The following is a 25,166-nucleotide window of genomic DNA, read 5'->3' as shown; positions in this document are numbered from 1 at the left end:
GCATGGTACCCCCCTCCTCGGCACCACGGCTCATTGACCGGCCTGCGGCCCGGAGGCCCGGTCCGGCGCAGGAACCATCGGCGCGTGCGGCATACCGCGGCGCCCCCCGTGGGGACCGGCCACCCCCGGCCGGCCGAAGGGGCGATCCGCCTCGCAGCGGGCCTTCCACTGGGTCACCAACCGGGCCCGCTGTTCCGGGCTCAACACCGCTGCAGCCTCCAGGGTCGATTGCAGCAGACGGCGGCTCGTCACATCATGGGCCGCCTCCATCCTGACGCGCAGCGCCTCGGCCGCCTTTACGTCGACCTTGGGCGCGGTCAGCAGCTTTTCCCATTCGCCGGCCTCGGCACGCCGTGCCTCATGCTGCTTCTGCAGGTCGCGCCGAGTGGCCTCGCCAATCTGGCGCAGCTTGTCTTTCTGCGCATCGGTAAGCTGCAACTCCGGCGGGAAATGACCATGCCACAGGCCTTCCATCGGCGACGGGGCTTCCCCCATGGCAGGCGCAGGTGGCATCGGTTGCCCCCCGGCCTGCGGCGGCGGCGCATCTTCCTGGGCGGATGCCAGGGCCACCAGGCCCAGGCTTCCCCCCACAGCCAATGCCAGGCCTGCCGCGGCCAGCCGGATCTGTTTGGTACTGAAGCTCGAACGTGTCATCACGGCATCCCTCCCTCGTCGGTTTCGCGATGGAGGGATCGTCGCCTTGACCCGTTAGGCCGAGTTGGCCGCACCGTAAAGATGGGTAAACCGCCCGAGGCCTTCAGCCCGCGACCACCGTGCCCGGCTCCAGCAGGCGGCGCAGAGGCACCATCATCTCGCACGCCATGCGGTCGCAGAATTGCTGGCGCACCTCCCGTGGAGCTTCCGCGCGGGCCATCAGCAACATCTGGGTCCCGAGCACCTGGGTCGTCAGCAGATCGCGGCAGACGAGTTGCAGCTCAGTGTCCTGAGACAGCCCTGGCAAGGGCCTGAGCAGTTCCTCCAGGTGGGACAGCCGCTCCTGGAACCACGGCGGCAAGCCGCCCCCCCGGGTCTCCTGCTGCAGCGCCGTGAGGATGGTCTGCAGATGATCGGGGTGATCCACCCAGTAGGACAGGAAGCCGCGCAGGCAGCCGTCGATCTGCTCCCAGACGGGCCGCTCGTCCCATCCCGAAGGCCGCTCCTGGGCGCAGGCCGCATCAAGGATGCCGACCCAGACATGGCGCATCAAATGGGCCTTGGTCGGGAAATAGGCATACAGGGCCATCGGCGAGAGCCCGACACAGCGCGCCAAGGTGCGCATCGACACGGCCGGTTCCCCGCCCGCCCGAAACAAGGCCCAGGCGGCGGCGATGATCTGCTCGCGCAGCGCCTCGCGTTCCGCGCCACAGCGTCGGCGGGAGCGCGGGCCGACCTCGGGGCAAGCGTTGTCAGCCATCACGCGCAGGCACTGGATCAAGGAAACCGGAGGGACGATGCATCGCGCCGAGCATCGCACCCGAGGGCGGATTCCGTGCAGGAAGGCACACCCGGCCTGGGGTTTTCGCCACACCCTGCAAACAAGGGGGGGCGGGCCACCCGCCGTACGCGTACGCTTGGATCTGACAAGCTCCTTACCCCTTGGAAGGCTGAACTGGCAGGGCACCTCCCGGCGAAGCAGTTCCGCGTCGGTGCATGACACAAGATTTGCCGTCCCCCTTTCCAGCCGACACCCTGCTGGACACGCTGGAAAGCGCCATCAGCCTGCTGGCCCTGAGCCAGGCCGCCCCCGACCGGCTCCCCACCGTGGTGACGCATCTGCTCACCCTGGGCCAGTGGATGGCCCAGCACGGCGGACCGCACTGGGCCGAAGCGGGACGGGTGCTGGAGCGTCATGCCGAGCGGCTGCGCCTCCCCGCCCCATCCCGGGAACACCAGAGCACACGCCAGGAGCTGTTGGCCCTGCTGCAAGGCTGGCACGCCCAGTTGACCCCACCGCCCTTGGCCAACCCTGTGCAATCGATCCCCGCGCTCGGCTTGCCGTCGGACGCCCCGCGAGAGGCCCATCTCCAGCGCCTGGCGCTGGATGAGCATGCCATCGTCAGCGTGACCGATCGCCGCGGCGTGATCACCGAGGTGAACGACCGGTTCTGCCACATCAGCGGCTACCGGCGGGATGAACTGCTGGGGCGGACCCATGGCCTGCTGCGCTCCGGGCGCCATCCCGACAGCTTCTACCGGGACATGTGGGGCACGATCGTGCGCGGCCAGGTCTGGCAAGGGGTGCTGTGCAACCGCAGCAAGGACGGGGGCTACTACTGGGTGAAGTCCACCATCGTGCCAGTGCCTGATGCCCAGGGCGCGGTGGTCGAGTTCATCTCGGTGCGCACGGATGTCACCGCCCTCAAGGAGATCGAGGAGCGTCTGCACCTGCTGGACCGGGCTGCCCAGGGCAGCCGCACCGGCATGCTCGTGGTCGACCTGTGCCACCCGGACACGCCGGTGGTCTGGTCCAACGAGGCCGCCCGCCAACTGACCGCAGACGATGCCCCCTCCGACGCGCCCCCCGACGCCAGCTCGGCCCTGCGACGTCGGCTGCGTCTTCAGATCCAGGCCCGCGACCTCGACGGCGCTCCGTTTCCGGTGCACACCGAGGCCGGTCGGGTGTACGAACTGCGGCTGAGCCCCATCCATGACGACCAAGGGGTGGCCACCCATGGGCTGGTGCTGGTAGAGGACATCACCGAAAGCCAACGCCAGCGCGAAGCCCTGCACCGCACCCAGGCGCGGCTGCTGCAAGCGCAGCGCATGGCCCGCCTGGCCCACTGGCGCTACGACGCCCACTGCCAGCGTCTGGCCGGCAGCGAAGGCCTGGGCGAGCTGCTGGGGCTGAGCGACGCCCAGACCCCAGCAGACCTGGCGACGCTGTACCGGCACGTGCGGCCCGAAGACCGGTTCACCGTCCTGCGCAGCCTGGCGGCTCTGCGCCGCACTGGCGCTGCCGCCATCAGCTTCCGCTACCAGGCCCCCCACCAGGCCCTGCGGCATCTGCACGCCACCGCCACGGCAGAGACCCTCCCCCACCAACCCCGACGCTGGATCGGCACCCTGCAGGACCTGACCCCCTTGCGCCAGGCGGAGGAACGGGTGCGCCAACTGGCCCAGGTGTTCGACCACACCGACCGGGGCGTCTGCATCTCGGACCTGGGCGGAACCATCCAGCACGCCAACCGAGCGGCCAGCCAGGTGCTGGGCCTGCCGGTGACCCAGCTGCTGTCACGCCGACTGGAAGAGTTCATCGCCCCCGCCCAGCGCGAGGAAGCCACCCGGCAATGGCAACATCTGGCCCAGCATGGCGGTCACTGGAGCGGCCTGCTGCGGGCTCAGCGGCTGAATGGCCAGGCCTTCGACATCCGGCACGAAACCGGCTCGATCACCGCGCCGCAAGGCCAGGCCCGTTACTACTACCACCTGTTCCAGGACTGCGCGCAGGAACTGCGGCACCACGAGGAACTGCTGGAGGCCAAGCTGGCGGCCGAGCGGGCCAACGAGGCCAAAACGGCGTTCCTGTCGCGCGTCAGCCACGAACTCCGGACGCCCCTCAACGCGATCCTGGGCTTTGCCCAGCTGATGGAACTGGACCTGCCCAACACCACGCCGCACGGCCAGTACGTGCGCGAGATCGTCACCGCGGGCCGCCACCTGCACGCGCTGATCAACGACGTGCTGGACCTCTCCGCCATCGAGTCCGGTCAGGTCAAGGTGTCGCGCCAGTTACTGGTCTTGCCCGAACTGCTGCGCGAATGCCTGAGCTTGGTCAGCCCGCTGGCCGAGGCGCGGCAGATCCGCCTGCAGCCGGCGTGCGACGTCCCGCCCACCCTGTTTGCGGACCGCACCCGGCTGAAGCAGGTGCTGATCAACCTGCTGTCCAACGCCATCAAGTACGGGCGGACGGGGGGCATGGTGCTGCTGGAGACCTGGTCGACCCCGCCGAGCATCCGCATCACCGTCACCGACGATGGCCCCGGCATCCCGGTGGAATACCGGGAGCGCCTGTTCCGCCCCTTCTCGCGCCTGCACCTGGAGGCCCGCCCCGTCGAAGGCCATGGCATGGGGCTGGCCATCTCCCGGCGGCTGATGGAAGCCATGCAGGGCCAAATCGGCCTGGAGGACAACCCCGCCGGCTCAGGATGCCGCTTCTGGCTTGAACTGCCGAGTCAGCCGCTGGCGGCTTGAGTCGGACGCACCAAGAAAAACGCCACCGCGGCTGCGGTGGCGTTCTCATTTGGCGGGAGGGAGTCAGCTGTAAAAAGGCTGGAAACCCAGCATTGGCGCGGGTTTCCGGGGTATCAGGAAGTCGCGTGCCCCCAGCCGTGCCCCGATCCATGTTTCGTGTATTTTGCGTCCTGTTCCTCTTTTTCCATTTCGACTTGGCTTCAGAATCGACGGGAACAGCGGGACGGCGGGAACACCTTCAGTAACCCACTGTCAGCAAAAGAGTTTTCCGTTCCCGCCAATGCAAAAGGGTGTTCCCGTCGCCCTGTTTGGACGGGAACACCCCTTCGGGGCTTGAGGCCCGGCTTTCGGGCCCTGCTGATGGCGCCGGCTGGCCGGCGTGCGGGTCAGATCACAGGGTGTCGGCGAAGATCGACGCCTTGACGTGGTAGTACGCCGTCAGGCCCATCCCGGGCAGGCGACGCTTGTTCATCAGCCGGTCCTTCTCGTGCACCAGGTGGCCGCGCTGGCGCAGCAATGTGGCCACGGCCGAGGGGTCGAAGCCCTTGCAGATCTCCCGGAACCGCTCGCGGAAAATCATGTAGTCCACCAGCGCTTCCTTGCGCTCCTGGCTGGCGCTGCCGGTGCGCTCCAGATAGTCGGTGGCCGAGTCGGCTTTGATCGGCTCGCCATCGCCGCCCATCATGATCCTGAAGCCGGCGCGCAGTGGGGTGTTGGGCTTGTGGTCCTCCATGCCCCGGTGGTGCCAGGTGAACAGCGCTTCGCCATTCGTCTCCAGGAAGGCACGCACCTGGCGCAACATGGCCACCTCTTCGCCGTTGTCCAGGTGGCCACGGGCCGCCAGCCAGGCGTTGAAGCACTCACGCACCGCCCATGCCGCGTGGCCCACCGGCCACGGCAGGATGCCGGCTTCAATGGCCAGCTCGCCCGCCACCGCCACCAGTGCAAAGCGCCCGCCCACGCGGCGCACCTGTTCGCTGGCCACTTCGGGCACCAGGGCCGCCCGCTGGCGCTCGATCTGCGGGGCCAGCAGCTGCGGCAGCCCCTCGAATCGCGGGGCCAGCCATTCCAGCCAGGCCCGGCCCGCGCTGCCGTAGACCCGCGCCGCGCCCTTGGTGATCGACTCGGCCAGGTCGCCCGCGCCCTCGTGGCCGTGGAGTTCCTCAATGCCCCCCATGCCAGCGCCAGCATCCAGCGGGATGTCCACCATCCGCACTTCCTGGCCCGCCATGGCTCGCTTGCCAGCCTCGGCCATGTGGTCCGCCATGCTCTTCTCGCCTGACGACAGCCACAGGATGCGCCAGCTCAGCCGGCGCCGGTTGAAGCCCTTGGCTGTGCTGCGGTTCTTGTTCTGGGCGTTACCCAGCATGTAGACCGTCTCCCCCAGCTCGCGGCCGTCCACCTGGCCAATCTCGTCCAGGATCAGCACGCCGTCGCAGTGCTGCATGGCTGTGCCCTCGATGGCGTTGGAGGTGGCCCGCCATGTCTGCATGTAGGTGGGGCGGCCCCACACGCTGGCGGCCACCCGCAGTGTGGTGGTCTTGCCCTGGCTGGAGCCGCCCCGGAAATGGAAGCCGCCGCTTTCGGCGCCCGTGGGCTGCAGCAGCGCGCCGGCCAGGGCCGCACACACCCCGAAGGCCAGCCGGCTGTTGTGCTCGCACAGGGCGGCCACGGTGCGCTGCCAGTCGCCCAGCTCGCCGGCCCGCCGGTATTGGTCATCAATGCCGGACTCGCTTTGATAGACGTAGCGCCGCTCCGGGCTGGCGCTGATGCACCGGGTGGGCAGCACGAACACCCCGCCAGCATGCCAGCCCAGGCGGTCGGTGCAGGTCACCCGGTCGGCCGGATACCGGCTGTTGATGTACTGGCCCACCAGGTTGCGCACCCGGGTGCCATGGCCCATGTCCAGGCCCATGTCCCGCAGGCGGGCGGCCCACTCGGCCCCCTCCCCGCTCAGCAGCGCCGAGGGCATGGCCCAGGTCTTGGCGTTGCCGTCGAGGTCGGCGAACTCCAGCAGCAGGCCCCAGCCGTTGGCATCGTCGGCCCGGGTGCGGGCGGTGATGCGCAGCGGAGCACACAGCCACACCGGCCGCTTGGTGTTGCCTTCGGCATCGCGGGGTACGTGCCACACACCCCGCTCATCCAACACGAAGGGATCAGGCTGGCCGCCACCGGCTTCGGTCTGCTCGCCGTCCTGGTCATCGTCCCGGTCCTGGGCTGTGGCGCTGGCGTCGCCATCCAGCACCCTGGCCTCATCCTCGGCCCCGTTCGGGCCGCCTGCGGCCGGCCTGGTGCCACGGCGGGGCCCTGGCACGGTCGGGTGCGCCAGGGCCGCAGCCACCTGGCGGGCCACCTCGGCCGCGCCGGCATGCTGCGCCAGGTCGTTGAAGTCGCTGCCGCCCTCGGGCAGGCCATCCGGGAAAACAGCGCCAGCCAGTGCAGCGCCTTCCACCGCCACCGCCCGCGCCGCGCTGGCGGCCTTCTCTCGGCCGGGGTTCTTGCCGGTGCGGGTCTCTGTGTCGTGGTCATCGTCACCGCACACCAGCAGCAGGGCCCCGGGGTGAAGAGCGCGCAGCGCCTTGGCCACGTGCACCAGGTTGCCGGCGTCGAAGGCCACTGCCACAGGATGCCCAGTGGCCTCATGCAGGCTGGCGGCCGTGGCGTAGCCCTCGGCCAGCAGCAGCACGGGCGGTGCGGCTTGCCCCTCTGCGGGCGTCTGCACCTGGCCGATGAGGTGCCACAGGCCCGTCTTGCGGCCCCCAGCCATGAAGCGCTTTTCCCGCATGCCGCGGGCTTCCTGCTCGGCCGTGGGCCTGGCCGGCGCGATGCGCTGCAGGTTCTGCAACTGGCCCGCCTGGTCGCGCATGGGCACCAGCAGCGTCCCGTCCACCAGGTAGCGCACGCCGTGGCCTGCCACGCCCTTGCGCTGCAGGTAGGGGCTGGCGCCCTGCTCGCTGGCGCTGGCCCACAGCTTCACCGCATCCCGCGCGGCCTGGTCGGCGCGGCGGCTGTACTCGGCCTCCTCGGCCTCGCGCTGCTGGCGCTTCTGCTCAGCCAAGCGGGCCCGCTCGGCTTCGTCCTGCAGTTCTGCGGACGTCCGCGCATCCCCCGCCGCCGGGAAGCTAAAGCCTCGGTCCTTGGCCATGCCGAACAGCGTGCCAATGGTCACCTTGCCGCCTGCCTTGACGCTGCGCCAGGTGTCCCGGGCGGCGTGCTCGTCATAGCCCTGGCCCTGGGCGCTCCAGTCGTTCCACAGGTCAAAGCCGGCGACGTCCGGGAATTCGCTCTTGATGGCCATGGCCAACCTGGCCCAGGTGTCCCGGTCCACGTCTGGCGGGATGTGGCCCAGTGCCTGGCGCACCAGCTCGGGGGTGATGGGGTGGCGCGGTGTTGCAGCGCCTTTGGGCTTGCTGTTGGACATGGGTGTGGGGGGGTGGCCGCCAGCTGCGGACGCTGGTCAGTGGTAGTTCTTCGGTGTTGGTGCCACGGGCTGGTCGGGCATCAGCGGCCCCTGCGCGATCAGCCGCGCACGCATGGCATTGGCAAAGTGAGCTTCGAGCTCCTCGGCAACCAAGAGGCCGGATGCCAGCACCTGGTCATCGGCCCCGAGCACGGCCCATTGCCCGGGCAGAGCGGCCACCGCGCCCAGGGATTCCAGCGGCGGCCGACCCTCCATGAGCTGGAGCAAGGCAACAACGTCCACAGGCGCCAGGGGAGGCGGGCCACCCTCGGCCAGCGGCTTGCCGCACAGAAACAGCCAGTAGGCTCTGAAGGTGGCGAAGGCGGCCGTGTTGGCAACCACGGTGCCGCGAGCCACCACGGCACCGGCATCGTTGAGCACTGCCACCTCTGCAGGCCGGCCTTGGGCTGTCAGGGTCAACTGCCCCTCCAACGACACCGCCACATCGATGCCATGGGCCTGCAGGCGCCCTGTTTTCATGGGTCCGATCATCGTTCTCTCTCCTTCAGGTTTTGGGGCCACGGTTCGACGTGACAGGGTTAGCCGGGTCGATCAGCGATCAGCCTTCGGTGTCTTGCGCAGGCTGCGCGGGCGGGGCGGAAAGGGTCCTGAGCCAGCCGCCGGCTTTCAAGTAGTCCCGATAGCCTCTGACCATGACGGCCTCAACCTCGTCCGCGACGTCCTGACCGGACACGATCACTCGCCCTGTTCCATCAAGGATGGCCAGCGCGCCAGGGCATGAGCTCACACCACCAGAGGGATCGAGCAGCTCCACCCGCAAACCCTCGTGGGAAACGGTGCTGATTCGCGCGACAGCAAACAGGGCAGCGGGCTCCTTGATCTCAGAGCCGATGCGCTCCCAGCCCTTTGCACGCAGGAACTGCCTGTAGCCATTGACACTCACCAAGGCCGCCACGGCCGCCACAACCTCGCCCTGGCACACGATGCCCCCATCGGAGTCCAGCACAGCCAGGGTGGCCGGCGCGCTATTCACAGCGACAGCCACGTGCTCATGGGTGCCCGTCAACTTCACGCCATAGGCCTTCAGGCGGCCCTGTGCCTGCAGTCCAGTCATGCGCGTGCCCCCTGCTGAAACGAAACTGTGGGCCGGCCCGACCGCCCTTCCTCGGTCCACGCGCAACCGAGGCCTTCGGCTTCGATGTTGATCAGGTCGCTGACCTGATGGGCTACCTTGTCCTCCATCAGCTGCGCCAGCACGCCGACATGCTTCTCCAGGACGCGGGGCCTGGCCCGCAGCCACGGATCAGCGAGCATGAGCCGCTGCGCATAGGCCAGGGCACTAACCACGTCGGCCGCCTCTTGCACCAGGCCATCAGCGTTCTGCAGGGCGTTGCCCAGCGCTTGAACAGTGGGGGCCGGCTTGGCTTCTGCCGCTGCGGCCAAGTCACGGGGGATGTCTCGCTTCATTGCAGTTCTCCTTGAGAGTTGGACAGGGTTGAAATGCCATGCCGAGCGGCATGTGCTCGCAGGAATCGTTGGCCATCTGCCCAGCCAGCGACGCGGGACAGAGCCCCCGCTTGTTCCGCCAAGGCGGACACGCAGAAGAGCAGATCAGCCAGGTCTGCACCGGTCTGGAACGAACCGCTGCCCCTCCTTCCGTCGCGGTCGTCGCTCGCCACCATGCAGGCCAGCCCATTGGTGAAGGCAGCGATGTGCCCCATCAGGTTCTCAGCCTGCTCTGCGTGGCCCTCAAGGCTCTCCAGATCCTCGTCGGTGAGGTTTTCGCTGGCACGGTCCAGCAGGCTGTCCATCAACCTGGGCAGGTCGAAGGTGCCCACCAGCCTGGAAGCAGTCTTCGGGCGCATGTCATGTTCACCTTGCGCAGACGGATTCGGGGCCTGCACCGAGGCGAGGCGAGGCAATGCAGCGGCTTCACCGGTGGCGCTTGCCCCGGGTGTCTTGGTGATGGCCATGGTCAGTCCCCCCGGCTGGCGCTGGTGGTGGACTCGGCCGCATCGGCGGCCTGCTCGAAAGCCTGCGCCAGTGCGCGGGCCTGGGCGGCGGTGATGCGGCTGATGCGCTCGCTGTCGGTGTCCTGCAGCGCAATGGACACGGCCAGCGGCTCGCCGGCCTGGCGCGAGCTGTACACGCTCAGCAGCAGGTCACCAGCCAGGCAGACGCCTTGCAAGCGACGGGTGCGGGTGGACGCGGGGACGCGATAGAAAGGGCGCAGCGTGGCGCCAGGGGTGAGGACAGGCGCAGCGGCGCCCAGGGGATTACCAGCCATGATGTTGGCTCCTTCGTTGCGGTCATCAACCGCCACCCTCCACGCCAATGAAGGGCGGCGGCCCAAAGCAGGGTTGGCGTACCGGAACGAAGGGACCGGCGCACCCGAAGGTGCCCCCACCCGGGCCGCCATGGAATTGGAGCCTGAGCGCTGCGCGCAAAGAAAAAGCCGCTCTTGAGGCGGCCGCGCGCCTTCGTTTTCCGGGACGCCAATCCCGCTGGCTTTCGCCAGTGGCCACTGCATGTGCAGCGGTTGCAGGCAGTGTAGGGCAAAGCCAAGGCGCAAGGAAGCGCTGGCGCTGGCTGCAGCGTGCCGCATGTTCAGCCCCCCGCCTGCCGCTCTTCGTGGAGATGCAGGTCCACCAGGTCGTGGGGATAGGCCGTGGTGTCCAGGAAGGACAGATCCAGCGTGGTCAGCTCGTCCTCCGCAGGCAGCGAGCGGCACACGTAGTTGCCGCTGCGGCCATCGAACACCAGGACACGCGGGCCCGGCTGATCGGCCGGCCACTCCATGCGGGCGACGTACTGCCGCTCCTCGCCATCGGCCCACAGGGAGAAGTGGCCCACCGTGGCAGGCCAGCGCGCCCGCAAGATCGCCGCGGCGCGGTCCACCAGGTCGTGCATGTAGCGGGGTGCGCCCTGCGCAGGCGCGGGCACATCCGGTGTCCCGTCGAAATAGGGATCAAAGGTTGCGTCAAATGTCATGGTGTCACCCGTGGCGAGAGAAGGCGCGCACCGAGGCGGCATAAGCCCGCGTCGCCATCTGCTCTTGCATGGCGCGGCTGGTACCGGGTGGCGTGGTGATGTGCTGCGTCAGGTTGATGGTGCCGCCGTTGCGGACGTCCGCACGGCCCCCGCTGCCATCGGCACCGCTGCTGCGGGCAGGCTGCAGCGGTGTCACGAGGCCTGCCTTCTGCGGCATGAGCAGGTAGCTCTTGTTGCCGATGCCGAGAACCTCAGGCTCATTTCGCTCCACGATGGGGTGGATCCCACCGGCCTGCGCAGGCCCGCCGTTGGCCAGCCCAAGCCCCATCACACCGATGAAGTTGTCCAGCGAGTCGCCCGGCAGCGCGTTGGCCACGGCAGCACCCGAGGACGTGGAAAAGCCCCCGAAGAGCGAAGCGCCCCAGCCAATGGCGCTGCTCAACCAGGAGCCACCGGCCCCGGCTGCACCAGCGCCAGCCACACCGCCTGTGCCGAAGATGGCATTGCCGATCTTTGCAGCCAGGGCCTCCGCCGCCATGTTGTTCAGCATGTCCACGAAGCTGGTCTCGATGCTCTTGAAGTCGCCCTTCATCGCCTTGGAGAGGAAGCCGCTCATACTGTTCTGGATGTTGCGCTGCGCCTGGTCGGTGAAGGTGGTCCACTCGTCGGCTTGTTTCTTCACCTGTGGGTTCAACTGGTCCATGTCGCCATAGATCGACTTGGCGGCTTGGTCGAACTGCCCTTCGGAAATCGCCCCGCTGCTCAGCCGCTCCTGCAGGATGGACAGCTGTTCATTCAGCTCAGCCACCTTGTCGGCCTTGCCGTACAGCAGCTGGTCAACGGCTGCATTCAGATCCTGCAGGTGCTTCTGTGCCGGGTCGAGGTTCTGGATACTCTGCTCCAGGTTGAGGATGGCCTCATCAATACCCAAGCGGTTGTCCCCGCTGGACTTGAGGTTCGCCAGGTACTGCAGCTGCAGACGCAGGTTTTCAATCTTCACCGAGTCGGTTTGCTCCAGCGCGCGCAAGGCCTGGACGTAGCTCTCGGGAATCTCCGGCCCCACAAAGTCAGGCTTCTCGGTCTTGGCCTTGCCGCCGCCTGTCCGGCCCCCGGCGCCACCGGCCCCGCCAAACGTCACACCGGCCAGCGACAGCTTGGGCGCGTTGCGTCCCTCGTGGCTGTAGTCGGCCGGGGCGTCCTGCCCCACCAGACGCTTCAGCGCTTCGTTGGCCTGGGCGGCCTCACGTTGCAGACCGGGGATCTCGGCCCGCAGCTCGGCTACCCGCTTCTGCAGCGCGCTGTTGCCTGGGTCCTTGTTCAGCGCGTCAGACAAGTCCTCCAATTGGCTCACAGCTGCCTGCAGCTTCAGAGAAGACACCTCAGATCCCATCTCCGTGGTGTAGGTGTCCCAGAAGTTGGCCTTGCCGGACGTCACCTTGTTGAGCTTCTCTGCCCAATCGTTCAGTGCCGGCAGCATCTCAGTCACGATGGCCCGGGCCGAGAGAGTGACGTTCGTCTGAAACTGCGCCAGCTTCTTGTTGAACTCCTCGGCCCGTGCAGCTTCCTCGGCCGTGGTTGTGGCCACCAGCTGACCGGCATCTGCTAGGTCGTGCAGGAAGTGGGCTGCTTCCTTGGCGCTCTTGCCGAACAGCTCTTGGATGAGGCGGGCCTTGTCGCCATCGTCAGCGTAGCGAGACAGCGCTACCGCGGTCTGGCGCAGCGCCTCGGCCGGGTCCAGCTGGCGCAGCTCTTCGGCGTGCAAGCCGATGGCTTCCAGGGCCTGGCTCACGCCGTTCTTGCCGTCCGCGTCCTTCAGCACGCCGTTGAACTTCACCAGAACGTCGGAGACCAGATCCAGGTTATCGCCAGTGCGCAGGGCCAGGGCCTCCAGGGCGCTGATGCTCTCCACCGTGCTACCCGTGGCGTCCACCACGTCATTGAGCGCGTCCACCGCGTTGGCGTTGTTGCGGATGAAGGCCGCGATGGTTCCCAAGGAGAAGGCACTGCCAATGGCCACGCCAAGAGACTCGGCCGTCTTCTGCATCCGCTCCCAATCAGCCTGGATAGCGGCGGCGTGTTGTTCGGCGATGTGGCCGGCCTTGTCGAGGTTGTACTGGAAGTTGGCCAGGCGGGCTTCCAGGTCGATGGTCAGCTTTGCAATGGGCATGGTCAGACCTCCCTCGGCCCAGCGCCCTGCTGCCGCTGCTTCACGAAGTCATAGATGGCCCGCTCACTCCACCCCACGCAACGGGCGCTGATGCGAAACCCGCGTGGCGCTTCACCACGGGCCACCATGCCATACCAAGTGGTCTTGCTCACCCCAAGGATGCGCAGCACCTCGGGACGGCGAATGAGACGGTCACGGTTTGCGGCTTCAGGCGCCTGCTTCACCGAGGCCAAAGCGACAAGAGAGGACATGAGGGCTCCTTCCAAGTTGAGACGGAACCCGCCGGAACGCTTCGGACCGCGGCGGGCTTGGAAGGAACGATGGGGCCGGGAAGCACTTCCCGACAACTTCCCGATTCCGCCGTGAGACGTGGCGGTCCGCTGTCACTCTGTGAAGACCGCCCGAGTAGAAGGCGGGCGGGAAGTCCCGGGAAGTGCTGGCCCCGTTAGATCAAGCCGACTTGCGCGGCTTGGCGTGCCACGCCTGCTCCAGCGTCTCTGGCGCAGCCGCCTTGCCGCCCGGCACATCGGCGTGCTTCTTCGCCAGCGATGTGACCCACCTGCCGGAAATGCCATAGCGCTCGCCGACCACCCCACTGGCGCTCTTCGTTCCACGCTCTTTCTCAGTCCAGTAATCCTGCACGATCCGAACTTCCCGATCGACGCCAGTGAGCTCGCCTTCATCGGGCCCGGTGCCGGCGTCCATCTGATGGTCACCGTACCCGAACAGCTCGGCCGCCAGGCTTGCGCGGATGCACCATGTGGATGCGGATGAAAGATAGAGGTCTTCAATTCGCGTGGCCCTACCTCCCCACATTTCAGCGATCCAGATGACTGGCGGCAGCAGTCTCGTTAGCTCATCGGTCCAGTCGAAGAGATGATGCCGACTCTTCCATAGGACAGGATGCAATGTGCTCCGGCCACAGGGGAGCCTCCTAGCCGTGTCCGCACGCGAGGCAGCGAAAAATTCGGCGCGCTCGGTCTGCTCCTCGACCCATGTTCGATAGCTGCGGTCAAAGTCCCTGTCCATGAAATGCAAAAACGAAGGCGCGTTGTTGGCGGCCTGATCGCTTGCCAGTACCGTGGCCACCTTCCAGTGGTCGCCAAGTCGCTCGGCAATCAAGCGCGCGGCAGGCCGCAGCGGGATGCCCTTTTCGCGCATGACGTGGCGCACCACATCTGCCAGGCGAGCCAGTGCGCCATCGGGCGAGTCATCGGCCCTGAGGTAGAGAGAGGTTGTGCGTTTAACCTGTTCCGACATGGATTCCCCACAGCCCCGCAAGGTGAGTGCACCTCGCCGCCGGGCGGGGGCCGGACTGGCCGCCCGTGATCAGCGGGCGGTGGCGTGGTGCGCTGCCATCCTAAGGCTCATCAACTGATCCTCAAAGCGGACGTCCGCACTCGCTCGCCGCCGCTGGTTGGCGGCACGGGTGAACCCTTCGCCGCAGCATTCCAGGGAAGACCGGCGAGGGCCGCAGCGGTTCGGCGACGGGCTGACGATGTCCAGACAACGCCCCACCCCCTGAAATTCCCGCTGTACCCCCCCACCCCGAAACCCCCGCGCCCAAAAATTTGGCTGGGGGATCGGTTTCCGGGCCATGGGCCGCAGACTTTGACTCCCCCCCTGCCCTTGCCTGGCCGTGCATGGCCATAGGGCTGGCCTATCGACCAGGCGAGCCATCGGGCCTGGTGCTGAAGCTGAAGCAGTGACTTGAACTGAAGGACTCTCTCACTCTCTCCTGTTCCCGCCGTTCCCGTCCTGTTCACGGTGCCGTCCCGTCATTCCGTCGCCTGTCGTCCGCCCATTGAGGCTAGCCACACCTGCACTTTTCCTCTGAACGGTGTGGGTGTTCCCGCCGTCCCGCCCTACGTGGTACGCCGCCGCCTGTTCCTGCCCTGGAGCCCTACCCCTGGGCAGCGCGAACGTAGTCCCCTCCCCGCCACCGGCCAAGCCGGCCGCCCAATGACAAAGGGCCCCTGCGGGCCCTGGATCAAAGCTAGATGGACGAAGCCCGGCGGTCGCCGGGCTGAGGGTGTGCCTGCGCCTCAGGCGGTGCAGTAGCGCTTGACGGTGGCCGTGCTCAGGCCGAAGTGCGCCGCGGTGGTGGCGATGCTGGCCCGGTTGTCCTGGCGCCAGGTGCGCACGGCAGCAGCGTCCGCCTTGGCCGGCCGGCCCAGCGAGGTCTTGCCCCGATGTGTCAGGCCGGTGCTGGCCAGCGCCTGGCGGGCGGTGGCCCTGCCCTGCTCGGTGCGCTCCACGATGCGCTGGCGCTCCATGTCGGCCACCTGGGCCAGCACGGCCAGCACCAGCTCGCCCACGCCCTTGGCAATGGTGCCCAGGCCGCGCACCTCCAGCGTCACGCCACGCTCGATCAGGCCGCGCACGGTGGCCTGCACGTCCAGGGCATCACGGCCCAGGCGGTCCACGGCGTAGACACACACGGTGTCGCCCTCCCGGGCGTACTGCAGCAGCGCTGCAAAGCCGGGGCGCTTGGCCGCCGGCACGGCGCCGCTGATGCCTTCGTCGCTGAACTCCTTGGCGAACCCACCGCCCAGCGCATTGCGCTGGCTCTCGATGCTTTGGTCCGTGGTGGAGACGCGGTAGTAGGCGATGCGGCTCATGGGGTGCCCCGTCTGGCTCAATTGATATGTATTCATTATGATCCTAGCTCACAATGCATTGCAAGTATGTTTAGAGCCAATTCTGGAGCGGTTGGCGTGGGTGGCGCAAAAGTTAGAACTTCTGCACCTAGCGTGCGGCACCTTGGTCAAAAATCCCCGCACACTCAGGCCGCGCTGCGCGCCTGCCGGAACGGGATCACCTTGCCACCTCGCTGCACCTGGTCCAGGTAGTCGGCCCAGCCGCCCATCATCTGCCGGCGCTCTTCCAGGTACTGGGCATGGTTGTAGGCGGCCCGCACCTTGTTCGGGTCCACGTGCGACAGCTGGGCCTCAATCACCTCGCCCCGGTAGCCCATCTCATAGAGGGCCGTGGAGGCGATGCCACGGAAGCCGTGGCCGGTCTGCCGCCCTTGGTAGCCCATCACCTTCAGGGCCTTCAGGATGGTGCCGTTGGACATGGGCTTGTCGTGGTCGCGCTCACCAGGGAACAGGCGAGCCGGCCCGGTGCAGCAGTCGGCCCCGCCGCGCGCCACCTGCAGCAAGCGCAGCACCTCCAGCGCCTGAGGTGACAAGGGCACCAGGTGCGGCCGGCGGTCGCCCTTGCGTCCCTTGCGACCGGTGCGCTCCGGAGGAATCAGCCACTCGGCCGCCTCCAGGTCGAACTCCTGCCACTGGGCCTCGATTAGCTCCGAGGTGCGAACGAAGGTCAGCGCCATCAGCTTCAAGGCCAGGCGGGTGAACACCGCCCCCTGATAGGCGTTGATCCGCTGCATCAGGTCCGGCAGATCCGCCGCCCCCACCCGGGCGAAGTTGCGAACCTCCCGCGGCTGGAGGAAGTCGCCCGGCTTCACGTCGGTCACTGGGTTGCGCTGGGCCAACTCGTGGGCAATGGCCCAACGCATCACCAGCCCCGAGGACTGCAGCACCCGCCGGGCCAGCTCGGGGGCGCCGCGTGCCTCGGTCTTCTTGGCCATGCGGATGAAGTCCGATGCCTTCAGGTCGGCCACCGGCTTAGCGCCGATCTCCGGGAAAGCATCCGCCTCCAGCCTGGCCAGCACGTAATTGCCGTAGCGCTCGGTCACGCCCTTGCGCCAGTTCTCCCACCAGCGCCGGGCGACCGACTCAAACGAGTTCTCCATGGCCAGCAGGCGCGCTTCCTTGGCCTCCCGCCGCATGGCGCCAGGGTCCACGCCATGGGCCAGGGTGTCCCGGGCCTTGGCGTGCTCGCGCCGTGCCTCAGCCAGGCTGACCTGCGGATAGTGGCCCAGGGCCAGGCGCTTCTCTTTGCCGAGGAAGCGGTACTTCCAGCGCCACAGCTTGGAGCCACCAGGATTGCGGGGCCCCGGCCTGGTGACTTCCAGGTAGAGGCCGCCGGCATCGGCTAGGCGAATGAAAGCACGGTCCTCGGGGCACTTGGCGGCACGGCACTCGGTGTCAGTCAGGGGCATGGGCTGTTCCTGGGGGCATGAAGCGTGCCCCCAGCATAGTCCCTTCCCTGCCCCCAAATGTGCCCCCAAAAAGTCCCGGCTCTTGCCGAACCTTAACGGACCTTGGCGGAACGTCCAGACGCAAAAAAGCCCCGACTGGCGGGGCTTTATGCCGTCCCGGTGGACCTTGACGGACCTTGCCGGAACGATCTTTGGCGGAGAGGGAGGGATTCGAACCCTCGGTACGTTATTCACGTACGCCTGATTTCGAGTCAGGTACAATCGACCACTCTGCCACCTCTCCTGAAAGCGGCTTTTCACCCGGTTTTGCCAAACTGCAAAGCCCTCGAGTGAAGCTGTGCATTCTAGCGCAAGCTTTTCGCTTTCGGCAAGCAATCGCGAAGTCGCCGTCGCGGCTCACTCCGGCAGCGCTTCCTCGCGCATCAGCGCCACCAGTTCGTCGCACGAAGGCATGGCGCTGCCCTCCTCCCCGGCCAGCAGCATCTCGGCCAGCTCCCGCTTGTCGCGGTGCAGGGTGAGGATCTTTTCTTCCAGCGTGCCTTCACAGACCAGCCGGTAGACCGTCACCGGCCGCTGCTGGCCGATGCGGTGGGCGCGGCCGGTCGCCTGGTCTTCCACGGCCGGGTTCCACCAGGGGTCGGCGATCACCACGTAGTCCGCCACGGTCAGGTTCAGACCGAAGCCGCCAGCCTTCAGGCTGATCAGGAACAAATCGCCTTGCCCAGCCTGGAAGGCATCCACCCGCTGCATGCGCTCGGCGGCCGGGGTGCTGCCGTCCAGGTACTGGTAGGCGATGCCGGCCGCGTCGAGCGGCCCCTTCAACAGGGTCAGGAAATCGACGAACTGGCTGAACACCAGCGCCTTGTGGCCATTGGCCACCAGCTCGGCGGCCAGCTCGCCAAAGGCCTGCACCTTGGCCCCCACCAGGCTCAGTGACGGCGTGACCAGCCGCGGGTCACAGGCCGCGCGGCGCAACCGGGTCAGCCCAGCCAGGATGTTGAACTGGGCCTGGCCAGGCGCATCGCCCGACAGGCTGCGCTCGGCCGCCACCAGGGCGTCACGCCGCAAGGCCTCGTAGTGCGCCTGCTCAGCCGCATCGGGCTGGACCTTCAGAACCAGCTCGGTGCGTGGTGGCAGATCGTCCAGCACCTGAGCCTTGGTGCGGCGCAGGATGAAGGGGGCGATCAGCCGGCTCAGCTGCCGGCGCGCGGTCTTGTCGCGCTGGCGTTCGATGGGGCCGGCAAAACGTTCATTGAAGCGGGCCTGCGTGCCCAGCAGGCCGGGGTTGCAGGCCTGCATCACCGACCACAGCTCGCCCAGCCGGTTCTCGATCGGGGTGCCCGACAGCGCCAGCCGGAACCCGGCCTGCAGGCCGAACACGGCCTGGGTGCGCTTGGCGGCGGCGTTCTTGATCGCCTGCGCCTCGTCCAGCACCAGCGTGGCCCAGGGCCGGGCGGCAAAGGCCTCGGCCTCCGGCTGCAGCAGGGCGTAGGACACCAGCAGCACCTGGCCCGGCCGGTCCAGCGCCCGCTGGGCCGCTCGGTCGGCGCCGGGCTCGCCATAGACCTGCACATCCAGCGAAGGGGCAAAGCGCCGCGCCTCGGCCCGCCAGTTGCCCACCAGCGAGGTGGGCGCCACCACCAGCGCCGCGCCCTGGCCCGCGCGGGCCAGCAGCACGGCCAGGGCCTGCAGCGTCTTGCCCAATCCCATGTCGTCGGCCAGGCAGGCACCCAGGCCGGCATAGGACAGGCGCATCGCCCACTCGAAGCCCTCTTCCTGGTAAGGCCGCAGGGTGGCCTGCAGCGTGCGCGGCAGCGCCGGCACCCAGGCCCGGGCTTCGTCCAGCCGGGCCAGCTGCGCGGCGAAGGCTTCGTCCACCGTGACGGCCAGGTCCTGGGTCAGCTGCTGCAGCCAGGGCGCGGCCACCTTGGGAATGCGCAGGCTGGCCAGCCCCTCCTTGCCGGCGCGGGCTTCGGCCACGGTGGCCAGCGCCTCCAGCCGCTCGCGCAGTTCCTGGGTCAGCGCCAGAAAGCGGCCCTCCCCCAGCGGCACGAAGCGGCTCTTGCGCCCCTTCTGCAAGGCCAGCAGCTGTTGCAAGCCCAGCACCAGTTCCTCGTCCACGGCCAGCTCGCCCTCCAGCGCCAGCCACTCCTGGCGGGTGTGCACCCGCAGGGTCAGCGCGGACAGGCCACTGCCCTCGACCTTCAGGGCCTTGCCCTGTGGCCAGTCCAGGGCCTGCAGCGCGTGGAGCGTGCCCAGGCGCTCCACCACGGCCAGGGCCTGTTCGGGATCGTCCAGCGACCATTCACACGGCGCCTCGTCCGCAGCCGCGGACAGCGGCGGGCAGGCCTGCAGCACGGTGTCCAGATGGGCCCGCTCGGCCGCCAGGTCCCGCTGCACGCCCAAAGATTCACCGCCCAGGGTGGCCACCAGCCGGGCCCGGCCCGCCCCCGGCACCAGCCGCGGGCCTTCGGCCGCCCAGGCCGGCCCGAACGGCGCGGCCACCAGGCGCAGCTGCAGACCTTCGCCCACGGGCACCAATTCGGCCCGCAGCCGGGCGTCGGCCGGCACCTCGCGGGCAGCCTGGGCGGTCTGGGCATCGTCGCTGTGGATGCGGAAGTGCGAGCCCAGGCCGGTCAGCACCTGCTGCAGCTGATCGGCCCCTTGCGGCGGAATGTCCAAGCCCTCGGGCCCCAGCAGCTGGGCCACGCGCTTCTGGGCCGGCGTGAGCCGCACCAGCCGGGCCCGGTGGGGGCCGTCCCGCACCACGCAGATCAGCCGCAAAGCCTCCAATTGCTTCTGCTCGGCCGCACTGCCCCCCCAGCGGGGCTGGGCTTCGTCGCTGCCCACCTGCATGGGCGGCCACAGGCGCACGCGCAGCCGTTCGCCCTCGCGCAGCACCTCCAGCTCGGCCCCGGCCTCCTGCAGATCCACCAGTTGCTCGGGATCATCGGCCAGTGCCAGCGAGGGGTGGCCCACCAGGGCCGCGACGGCCGCCGGCAGATCAAAGCGCACCGTCCGGCCATAGCTCTCCTGCTGCAGGGTGCGGGCCACCGCCGCATCGGCCGGGGACAGGGATTCCGCACCGCGCTGCAGGCGCGACAGCGGCACCTCCTTGAGCTTGCCCCAGCCGCGCGCGCCATGCCGCTGCTCCATCGCCAGCAGGTCCAGCACCCCGCCGCGAGCGTCCAGCTCCAGCACCCAGCGCAGCCGGGTTTCAGCCGAGGGCGCGGCCTCGGCGGGTGCAGGCGCGACGATGCCGCGCAAGGCCTCCAGGGCCTGCTGCCAGTGTTCGCGCGGGCCGGCGATGAAAAAGCCGGCGGGTGGCGACTCGCCCTGCAGCACGCACAAAGCGCCCTCCAGCTGCCCCACCGCCACCGTCAGCCGCGCCGCCAGCAGGCGCTGGCGCAGCTGGCCGGCAGCTTCCAGCTCGGCCAGGGACAAGGCCTCGGGCTGGACGCCCTCCTTCAACCAGGCGCGCATCAGCCAGCGCCACAGGTCCAGCGGAGAGACCTGCACCCGCCCGCCCAAGGTGTAAGGCCGGAACGGCCCCGGTTCGCGGCGGGTGTCGCCCCGGCGCATCTGGATGGCCAAGGCGACGAACCCGAAGGGCGTGTCCAGCACGGGCTCGCGCTTGCCGCCTTCGCCCAGGCAGAACTTGAGCGCAGTCTCCCAGTCGGTGGGCGTGCCGCGCGCCAGCAGGGCCAGGGCATAGGCGGTGCCGGCCTGCGCCGGCAGCAGCCGGGTGCGGCGGCCGGTCAGCTTGCGCAGCTCGACCAGGGCTTGCTCGGCCAGGTTGATGCAGGCGTCCCAGTGCCCGGCCTGGGCCTGCGCCACGGCCGCCAGCGCGGTACGCATGGCCTGGCGACCCGGCAAGGCGGCGTCGTCCGGACGGTGGGTGGGCTGCAGCGCGGGCGCCAGCCAGGGGTCCAGCGCATCGGCCTGGCCCTGGGCGCACAGCCATTCGGCATAGGTCCAGCGCAGCACCCCGAGGTCGGCCGCCTCCCCCGGGCCGGAGGCCGTCAGCAGCCGGGCCACCAGGGCGTCCAGGTCCAGGCCCTCCGGCGGTGGCAGCAGGTTCAGGCAGCCGGCCACGACCTCTTGCAGGGCGATCGCGCAGACCTCCGGTGCCAACAGTTCGGCCAAGCCATCGACCAGCACCGGCCCCACGGCCAACGGCAGGATCTGGTCCAGCCGTTCGCAGCCCCAGGGCAGACGGGTCTCCAGGGTGCTCAGCTCGGTCAGCCCGGCGCCGGTCAGGGCCTCCAGCCGCAGGCGCGCCACCGCGGCATCCACCGACGGCAGTTGGCTGGGGCCGTAGCGGCTGAGGGCCAGCAAGGGGTAGCCATCACAGCGGGCCAGGGTGTCCCGCAGCGTCTCGGCCCGCGCCTGGTCCAGCAGGGCGCGCCAGGCCAGCGGCAGCGCCGCCGAGGTGGGCGACCAGTAACCGGTGCGGCGCAGGTCCTGCGCCGCCCAGCCGCCCTGGGCCAGGGTCTGCAGGGCTTCGCGCACCTGCTCCTGGGTGGGGCGGCGGGTGTCGGGTTCGCGCAGGCCCGGCTCGGCCAGGGCCTCGAAGACCCAGGTGCGCGGGCGCGGAACGGCGCCCAGTGCCAACGCCGCCAGCACCACGCGCGCCAGCGGCGGCAGCGCGGTGTGGGCGTCAGCGTTCAGCGGCACCACGTCGGACAAGCGGGGCTCAGGCCTTCAAGACGGCCACGCCGCCCAGATAGGGGCGCAGCGCCTCGGGAATGGCGATGCTGCCGTCGGCCTGCTGGTAGTTTTCCAGCACGGCCACCAGGGTGCGGCCAACCGCCAGACCCGAGCCGTTGAGGGTGTGGACCAGCTCGGTCTTGCCCTGGGCGTTCTTGAAGCGGGCCTGCATGCGGCGGGCCTGGAAGTCGCCCATGTTCGAGCAGGAGCTGATCTCGCGGTAGGTGCCCTGCGCCGGCACCCAGACTTCCAGGTCGTAGGTCTTGCTGGAGCCGAAGCCCATGTCGCCGGTGCACAGCTGCACCACGCGGTAGGGCAGGCCCAGCGCCTGCAGCACGGCTTCGGCGTGGCCGGTCATGTCCTCCAGCGCGGCGTTGCTGTGCTCGGGGGCGACGATCTGCACCATCTCGACCTTGTCGAACTGGTGCTGGCGGATCAGGCCACGGGTGTCGCGGCCGGCCGAGCCGGCTTCCGAGCGGAAGCAGGGGCTGTGGGCGGTCAGCTTGATCGGCAGCTCATCGGCCGCCAGGATGGTGTCGGCCACCGTGTTGGTCAGCGTGACCTCGGCGGTCGGGATCATGTACCACTTGCTGCTGGCGTCTTCGGCCGCGCCCGAGGTGACGTGGAACAGGTCCTGCTCGAACTTGGGCAGCTGGCCGGTGCCCTGCATGGTCTTGCCGTGCACGATGTAGGGCGTGTAGCACTCGGTGTAGCCGTGGCGCGTGGTGTGCAGGTCCAGCATGAACTGGGCGAGCGCGCGGTGCAGCCGGGCCACCGGACCCTTCATGAAGCTGAAGCGCGAACCGCTGAGCTTGCTGCCGGTCTCGAAGTCCAGCCCCAGCGGCGCGCCCAGGTCCACATGGTCCTTGACCGGGAAGTCGAAGGCGCGCGGCGTGCCCCAGCGGCGCACTTCCACGTTGGCCGTCTCGTCCGGGCCCACCGGCACATCGGCCTGCGGCAGGTTGGGCACGCCCAGCAGCATCTCGGTCATCTCGGCCTGCAGAGTGTCCAGACGGCTGGCGCCGCTGGTCATCTCGTCGGCAATGGCGTTGACCTCGGCCATCAGCGTGGCCACTTCGGCCGCGGTGTCCTCCCCCTTGGCGGCCTTGCCCTTGAGCATGCCGATCTGCTTGGACAGGGTGTTGCGCTTGGCCTGCAGTTCCTGGGTGCGCACCTGCAGTTGCTTGCGCTCGCCCTCCAGGGCGGTGAAACGGTCCACGTCCAGGTAGGGCTGGGGGTTCTTGCGGGTCTGAAGGCGGGCCACGACGGCGTCCAGGTCGCGCCGCAACAGGCTGATGTCGAGCATGGTGTGTTCTTTCAGGAGATGCTTGAAATTGTAGGCAGAGGGGCGTGCACCGCAGCGCCGGCCCCTCGGTCACGATCGGCGGCGACAGCGCTCAGGATCGCGACGCGACGAACTCGGCCATGGACTTGTCCCCTAGGCCCTTGGGCAGCGGGAACTCGGTGGTCTCCTTGACGCCCGGCATGTGCCGCACCGACACCGAGCCCAGGCTCTTGAGCCGGGCGATCACGGCCTGCACCAGCACGTCGGGTGCCGAGGCCCCCGCGGTCAGCCCCACGCGGGGCCGGTCGACCAGCCATTCGGTGCGCAGGTCGGCCGCCGAATCGACCATGTAGGCCGGCGTGCCCAGACGCTGGGCCAGTTCGCGCAGCCGGTTGCTGTTGGAGCTGGTGGGGCTACCCACCACGATCACCACGTCCACAGCCGGCGCCAGCACCTTGACCGCGTCCTGCCGGTTCTGCGTGGCGTAGCAGATGTCCTGCTTCTTGGGCTCGCGCACCAGCGGGAAACGGAGCTTCACCGCGGCCAGGATCTCGGCCGCGTCGTCCACGCTCAGCGTGGTCTGGGTGACCACCGCCAGCTTGTCCGGCCGGGTCACCGGCACGGTCGCCACATCGGCCACGTCTTCCACCAGGAAGATGCCCTCGTGCAACTGGCCCATGGTGCCTTCCACCTCGGGGTGGCCCTTGTGGCCGATCATGATGAACTGGTAGCCCTCCTTGGAGAGCTTGGCCACTTCCACATGCACCTTGGTCACCAGCGGGCAGGTGGCGTCGAAGACACGGAAGCCGCGCGCCGCGGCTTCGTCCTCCACCGCCTTGGGCACGCCGTGGGCCGAGAACACCAGCGTCGCGCCGGCCGGCACCTCGGCCAGGTCCTCGATGAAGATCGCGCCCTTGGCCTTCAGATCGTTGACCACGTAGGTGTTGTGCACGATCTCGTGGCGCACGTAGATGGGGGCGCCATGGATCTTCAGCGCGCGCTCGACGATCTCGATGGCCCGGTCCACGCCAGCGCAAAAACCACGCGGCTCGGCCAGCACGATGTCACCCGGTTGAAGGTTCAGGGCTGCGATGGGGCTCATCTCAGAGCACCCCGATCACCTGGACCTCGAAGGTCACAGCCTGGCCCGCCAGCGGGTGGTTGAAGTCGAACACCGCGTTGTCCGCGCCGACCTCGCGCACCACCCCGGCAAAGCGGCCCTGGCCGTCGGGGGTCGGGAACTCCACCACGTCACCCACCTGGTATTCAGCCTCCGGGTCGCCATGTTCGCGCAGCAGCGCCAGGCTCACCCGCTGGATCATCTCCGGGTTGCGCTCGCCAAAGGCCTCGCCCGGCGCCAGCGTGAAGCTGGTGCGCGTGCCCTCCGCCAGCCCCAGCAGCCGGGTTTCGATGGCCGGCGCCAGTTGCCCCGTGCCCAGCGTCAGGGTCGCCGGCTGGTCGTTGAAGGTGGTCACCACGTCCGCACCGTCCGGCCCGGCCAGACGGTAGTGCAAGGTGAGGAAGGATCCCGGCTGGATGGTATTCACAGGGTGAAGCTCGCGCTGATAGTCTGCGCCGATTTTACGGGGCGGCCGGATCGCCCCCGGGGAGGCGTGGATGTCATTGAAGGATCTGCCTGCGGCCCTGCGCCCGCGGGAGAAGCTGCTGGCGCAGGGCCCGGCGGCCCTGGCCGATGCGGAACTGCTGGCGCTGCTGCTGCGCACCGGGCTGAAGGGCAAGGGGGTGCTGATGCTGGCCGACGAGCTGTTGGCCAGCTTCGCCGGTTTCGGCGGCCTGCTGCAGGCCCGGGCGGAGGACTTCCGCCGCGTCAAGGGCCTGGGCCCGGCCAAGCGGGCCGAACTGGCCGCGGTGATGGAAATGGCCCGCCGCGCCCTGCGCCAGCCGCTGGAGCGGGGCCCGGTGTTCGATTCGCCCCGCACCGTCAAGGACTACGTCAGCCTGCACCTGGCGCGGCGCGAGAAGGAGGTCTTCGGCGTCCTCTTTCTGGACGCCCAGCATCGGCTGATCGAATGGCGTGAGCTGTTTGCCGGCACCCTCACACAGACGAGCGTCTACCCCCGTGAGGTGCTGCGCCAGGCCATGGACCTGAACGCCGGGGCCGTCATCCTGGCCCACAACCACCCCTCCGGCCTGGCCGAGCCCTCCAAGGCCGACGAGTTCCTGACCCAATCCCTGAAGACCGCGCTGCAGATGGTGGACGTGCGGGTGCTGGACCATCTGGTGGTGGGCGCCGGCGAGGTGGTGAGCTTCGCGGAACGCGGACTGCTGTAGCTGTTGTAGGCTTGGGGCCCGCTTGAGCACCTGAGCCAGA

20 protein-coding genes and 1 tRNA gene are annotated in these 25,166 nt (G+C 68.7%); 2 read left to right on the top strand and 19 right to left on the bottom strand.

The features are described from left to right. Positions 1–30: 30 nt before the first annotated feature. Positions 31–654, bottom strand: a complete 624-nt coding sequence (locus KGA65_RS00440; protein ID WP_225861169.1) for a Spy/CpxP family protein refolding chaperone — start codon at positions 652–654, stop codon at positions 31–33. A gap of 103 nt (positions 655–757) precedes the next feature. Next, positions 758–1,414, bottom strand: a complete 657-nt coding sequence (locus KGA65_RS00435) for a TetR/AcrR family transcriptional regulator (RefSeq protein WP_225861168.1) — start codon at positions 1,412–1,414, stop codon at positions 758–760. A 236-nt stretch (positions 1,415–1,650) separates the two neighbouring features. Here KGA65_RS00435 and KGA65_RS00430 point away from each other — a divergent pair, with 236 nt between their 5' ends. After that, positions 1,651–4,191 (top strand): PAS domain-containing sensor histidine kinase, encoded by a 2,541-nt coding sequence (locus KGA65_RS00430; protein WP_225861167.1) that lies wholly within the window; start codon positions 1,651–1,653, stop codon positions 4,189–4,191. Positions 4,192–4,582: 391 nt separating this feature from the next. On the opposite strand, the gene KGA65_RS00425 is transcribed toward KGA65_RS00430, so the two are convergent. From KGA65_RS00425 to KGA65_RS00345, 17 genes are all read right to left on the bottom strand, one after another. Continuing rightward, a complete protein-coding gene (locus KGA65_RS00425; protein ID WP_225861166.1) occupies positions 4,583–7,612 on the bottom strand; it encodes a DUF927 domain-containing protein in 3,030 nt (1,009 codons plus the stop codon). 36 nt (positions 7,613–7,648) lie between these two features. After that, positions 7,649–8,143 (bottom strand): hypothetical protein, encoded by a 495-nt coding sequence (locus KGA65_RS00420; protein WP_225861165.1) that lies wholly within the window; start codon positions 8,141–8,143, stop codon positions 7,649–7,651. Positions 8,144–8,210: 67 nt separating this feature from the next. Further along, positions 8,211–8,726 carry a hypothetical protein gene (locus KGA65_RS00415; RefSeq protein ID WP_225861164.1) on the bottom strand — a complete coding sequence of 172 codons (516 nt, stop codon included), beginning with the start codon at positions 8,724–8,726 and terminating at the stop codon, positions 8,211–8,213. Continuing rightward, positions 8,723–9,079 (bottom strand): hypothetical protein, encoded by a 357-nt coding sequence (locus KGA65_RS00410; RefSeq protein ID WP_225861163.1) that lies wholly within the window; start codon positions 9,077–9,079, stop codon positions 8,723–8,725. Before KGA65_RS00410 ends, KGA65_RS00415 begins: the two co-directional genes overlap by 4 nt. Further along, entirely contained in the window at positions 9,076–9,585 is a 510-nt protein-coding gene (locus KGA65_RS00405) for a hypothetical protein (protein WP_225861162.1), read from the bottom strand. Before KGA65_RS00405 ends, KGA65_RS00410 begins: the two co-directional genes overlap by 4 nt. Positions 9,586–9,587: 2 nt before the next feature. Then, positions 9,588–9,899, bottom strand: coding sequence for a hypothetical protein (locus KGA65_RS00400; protein WP_225861161.1), 312 nt, complete (start codon positions 9,897–9,899; stop codon positions 9,588–9,590). A 320-nt stretch (positions 9,900–10,219) separates the two neighbouring features. Then, positions 10,220–10,603, bottom strand: coding sequence for a hypothetical protein (locus KGA65_RS00395; RefSeq protein ID WP_225861160.1), 384 nt, complete (start codon positions 10,601–10,603; stop codon positions 10,220–10,222). Positions 10,604–10,607: 4 nt separating this feature from the next. Continuing rightward, a complete protein-coding gene (locus KGA65_RS00390) occupies positions 10,608–12,770 on the bottom strand; it encodes a hypothetical protein (RefSeq protein ID WP_225861159.1) in 2,163 nt (720 codons plus the stop codon). A gap of 2 nt (positions 12,771–12,772) precedes the next feature. Beyond that, positions 12,773–13,021 carry a helix-turn-helix transcriptional regulator gene (locus KGA65_RS00385; RefSeq protein WP_225861158.1) on the bottom strand — a complete coding sequence of 83 codons (249 nt, stop codon included), beginning with the start codon at positions 13,019–13,021 and terminating at the stop codon, positions 12,773–12,775. Positions 13,022–13,220: 199 nt separating this feature from the next. After that, the gene (locus KGA65_RS00380) at positions 13,221–14,030 is read right to left on the bottom strand and encodes a hypothetical protein (protein ID WP_225861157.1); all 810 of its coding nucleotides are present in this window, start codon (positions 14,028–14,030) and stop codon (positions 13,221–13,223) included. Positions 14,031–14,815: 785 nt separating this feature from the next. Beyond that, complete coding sequence (locus KGA65_RS00375; RefSeq protein WP_225861156.1) at positions 14,816–15,391, bottom strand: recombinase family protein; 576 nt, start codon at positions 15,389–15,391, stop codon at positions 14,816–14,818. A gap of 164 nt (positions 15,392–15,555) precedes the next feature. Continuing rightward, a complete protein-coding gene (locus KGA65_RS00370; RefSeq protein ID WP_225861155.1) occupies positions 15,556–16,839 on the bottom strand; it encodes a tyrosine-type recombinase/integrase in 1,284 nt (427 codons plus the stop codon). A gap of 192 nt (positions 16,840–17,031) precedes the next feature. Continuing rightward, positions 17,032–17,122, bottom strand: a tRNA-Ser gene (locus tag KGA65_RS00365). Between the two features lie 113 nt (positions 17,123–17,235). After that, on the bottom strand, positions 17,236–21,519 hold the full coding sequence (locus KGA65_RS00360; protein ID WP_225861237.1) for a DEAD/DEAH box helicase: 4,284 nt from the start codon (positions 21,517–21,519) through the stop codon (positions 17,236–17,238). Between the two features lie 16 nt (positions 21,520–21,535). Next, entirely contained in the window at positions 21,536–22,855 is a 1,320-nt protein-coding gene (gene serS / locus KGA65_RS00355; protein ID WP_225861154.1) for a serine--tRNA ligase, read from the bottom strand. A 91-nt stretch (positions 22,856–22,946) separates the two neighbouring features. Beyond that, positions 22,947–23,936, bottom strand: coding sequence for a 4-hydroxy-3-methylbut-2-enyl diphosphate reductase (gene ispH, locus KGA65_RS00350; protein WP_225861153.1), 990 nt, complete (start codon positions 23,934–23,936; stop codon positions 22,947–22,949). Between the two features lies 1 nt (position 23,937). Next, on the bottom strand, positions 23,938–24,381 hold the full coding sequence (locus KGA65_RS00345) for an FKBP-type peptidyl-prolyl cis-trans isomerase (protein WP_225861152.1): 444 nt from the start codon (positions 24,379–24,381) through the stop codon (positions 23,938–23,940). A 70-nt stretch (positions 24,382–24,451) separates the two neighbouring features. Between KGA65_RS00345 and radC the strand changes: the two genes are divergently transcribed. After that, positions 24,452–25,126 carry a RadC family protein gene (gene radC / locus KGA65_RS00340; protein WP_225861151.1) on the top strand — a complete coding sequence of 225 codons (675 nt, stop codon included), beginning with the start codon at positions 24,452–24,454 and terminating at the stop codon, positions 25,124–25,126. Positions 25,127–25,166: the final 40 nt, after the last annotated feature.

Source organism: Ideonella benzenivorans, assembly GCF_020387415.1.
Classification (GTDB): domain Bacteria; phylum Pseudomonadota; class Gammaproteobacteria; order Burkholderiales; family Burkholderiaceae_C; genus Ideonella; species Ideonella benzenivorans.
The sequence above is the reverse complement of the archived record's forward strand: the minus strand, read 5'-3'. Positions and strand labels throughout refer to the sequence as shown.

Bases quoted from the DNA above. Each gene is read 5' to 3' on its own strand.
- KGA65_RS00440 (WP_225861169.1), bottom strand. From the start codon at position 654: ATGACACGTTCGAGCTTCAGTACCAAACAGATCCGGCTGGCCGCGGCA.
- KGA65_RS00435 (WP_225861168.1), bottom strand. From the start codon at position 1,414: ATGGCTGACAACGCTTGCCCCGAGGTCGGCCCGCGCTCCCGCCGACGC.
- KGA65_RS00430 (WP_225861167.1), top strand. From the start codon at position 1,651: ATGACACAAGATTTGCCGTCCCCCTTTCCAGCCGACACCCTGCTGGAC.
- KGA65_RS00425 (WP_225861166.1), bottom strand. From the start codon at position 7,612: ATGTCCAACAGCAAGCCCAAAGGCGCTGCAACACCGCGCCACCCCATC.
- KGA65_RS00420 (WP_225861165.1), bottom strand. From the start codon at position 8,143: ATGATCGGACCCATGAAAACAGGGCGCCTGCAGGCCCATGGCATCGAT.
- KGA65_RS00415 (WP_225861164.1), bottom strand. From the start codon at position 8,726: ATGACTGGACTGCAGGCACAGGGCCGCCTGAAGGCCTATGGCGTGAAG.
- KGA65_RS00410 (WP_225861163.1), bottom strand. From the start codon at position 9,079: ATGAAGCGAGACATCCCCCGTGACTTGGCCGCAGCGGCAGAAGCCAAG.
- KGA65_RS00405 (WP_225861162.1), bottom strand. From the start codon at position 9,585: ATGGCCATCACCAAGACACCCGGGGCAAGCGCCACCGGTGAAGCCGCT.
- KGA65_RS00400 (WP_225861161.1), bottom strand. From the start codon at position 9,899: ATGGCTGGTAATCCCCTGGGCGCCGCTGCGCCTGTCCTCACCCCTGGC.
- KGA65_RS00395 (WP_225861160.1), bottom strand. From the start codon at position 10,603: ATGACATTTGACGCAACCTTTGATCCCTATTTCGACGGGACACCGGAT.
- KGA65_RS00390 (WP_225861159.1), bottom strand. From the start codon at position 12,770: ATGCCCATTGCAAAGCTGACCATCGACCTGGAAGCCCGCCTGGCCAAC.
- KGA65_RS00385 (WP_225861158.1), bottom strand. From the start codon at position 13,021: ATGTCCTCTCTTGTCGCTTTGGCCTCGGTGAAGCAGGCGCCTGAAGCC.
- KGA65_RS00380 (WP_225861157.1), bottom strand. From the start codon at position 14,030: ATGTCGGAACAGGTTAAACGCACAACCTCTCTCTACCTCAGGGCCGAT.
- KGA65_RS00375 (WP_225861156.1), bottom strand. From the start codon at position 15,391: ATGAGCCGCATCGCCTACTACCGCGTCTCCACCACGGACCAAAGCATC.
- KGA65_RS00370 (WP_225861155.1), bottom strand. From the start codon at position 16,839: ATGCCCCTGACTGACACCGAGTGCCGTGCCGCCAAGTGCCCCGAGGAC.
- serS (WP_225861154.1), bottom strand. From the start codon at position 22,855: ATGCTCGACATCAGCCTGTTGCGGCGCGACCTGGACGCCGTCGTGGCC.
- ispH (WP_225861153.1), bottom strand. From the start codon at position 23,936: ATGAGCCCCATCGCAGCCCTGAACCTTCAACCGGGTGACATCGTGCTG.
- radC (WP_225861151.1), top strand. From the start codon at position 24,452: ATGTCATTGAAGGATCTGCCTGCGGCCCTGCGCCCGCGGGAGAAGCTG.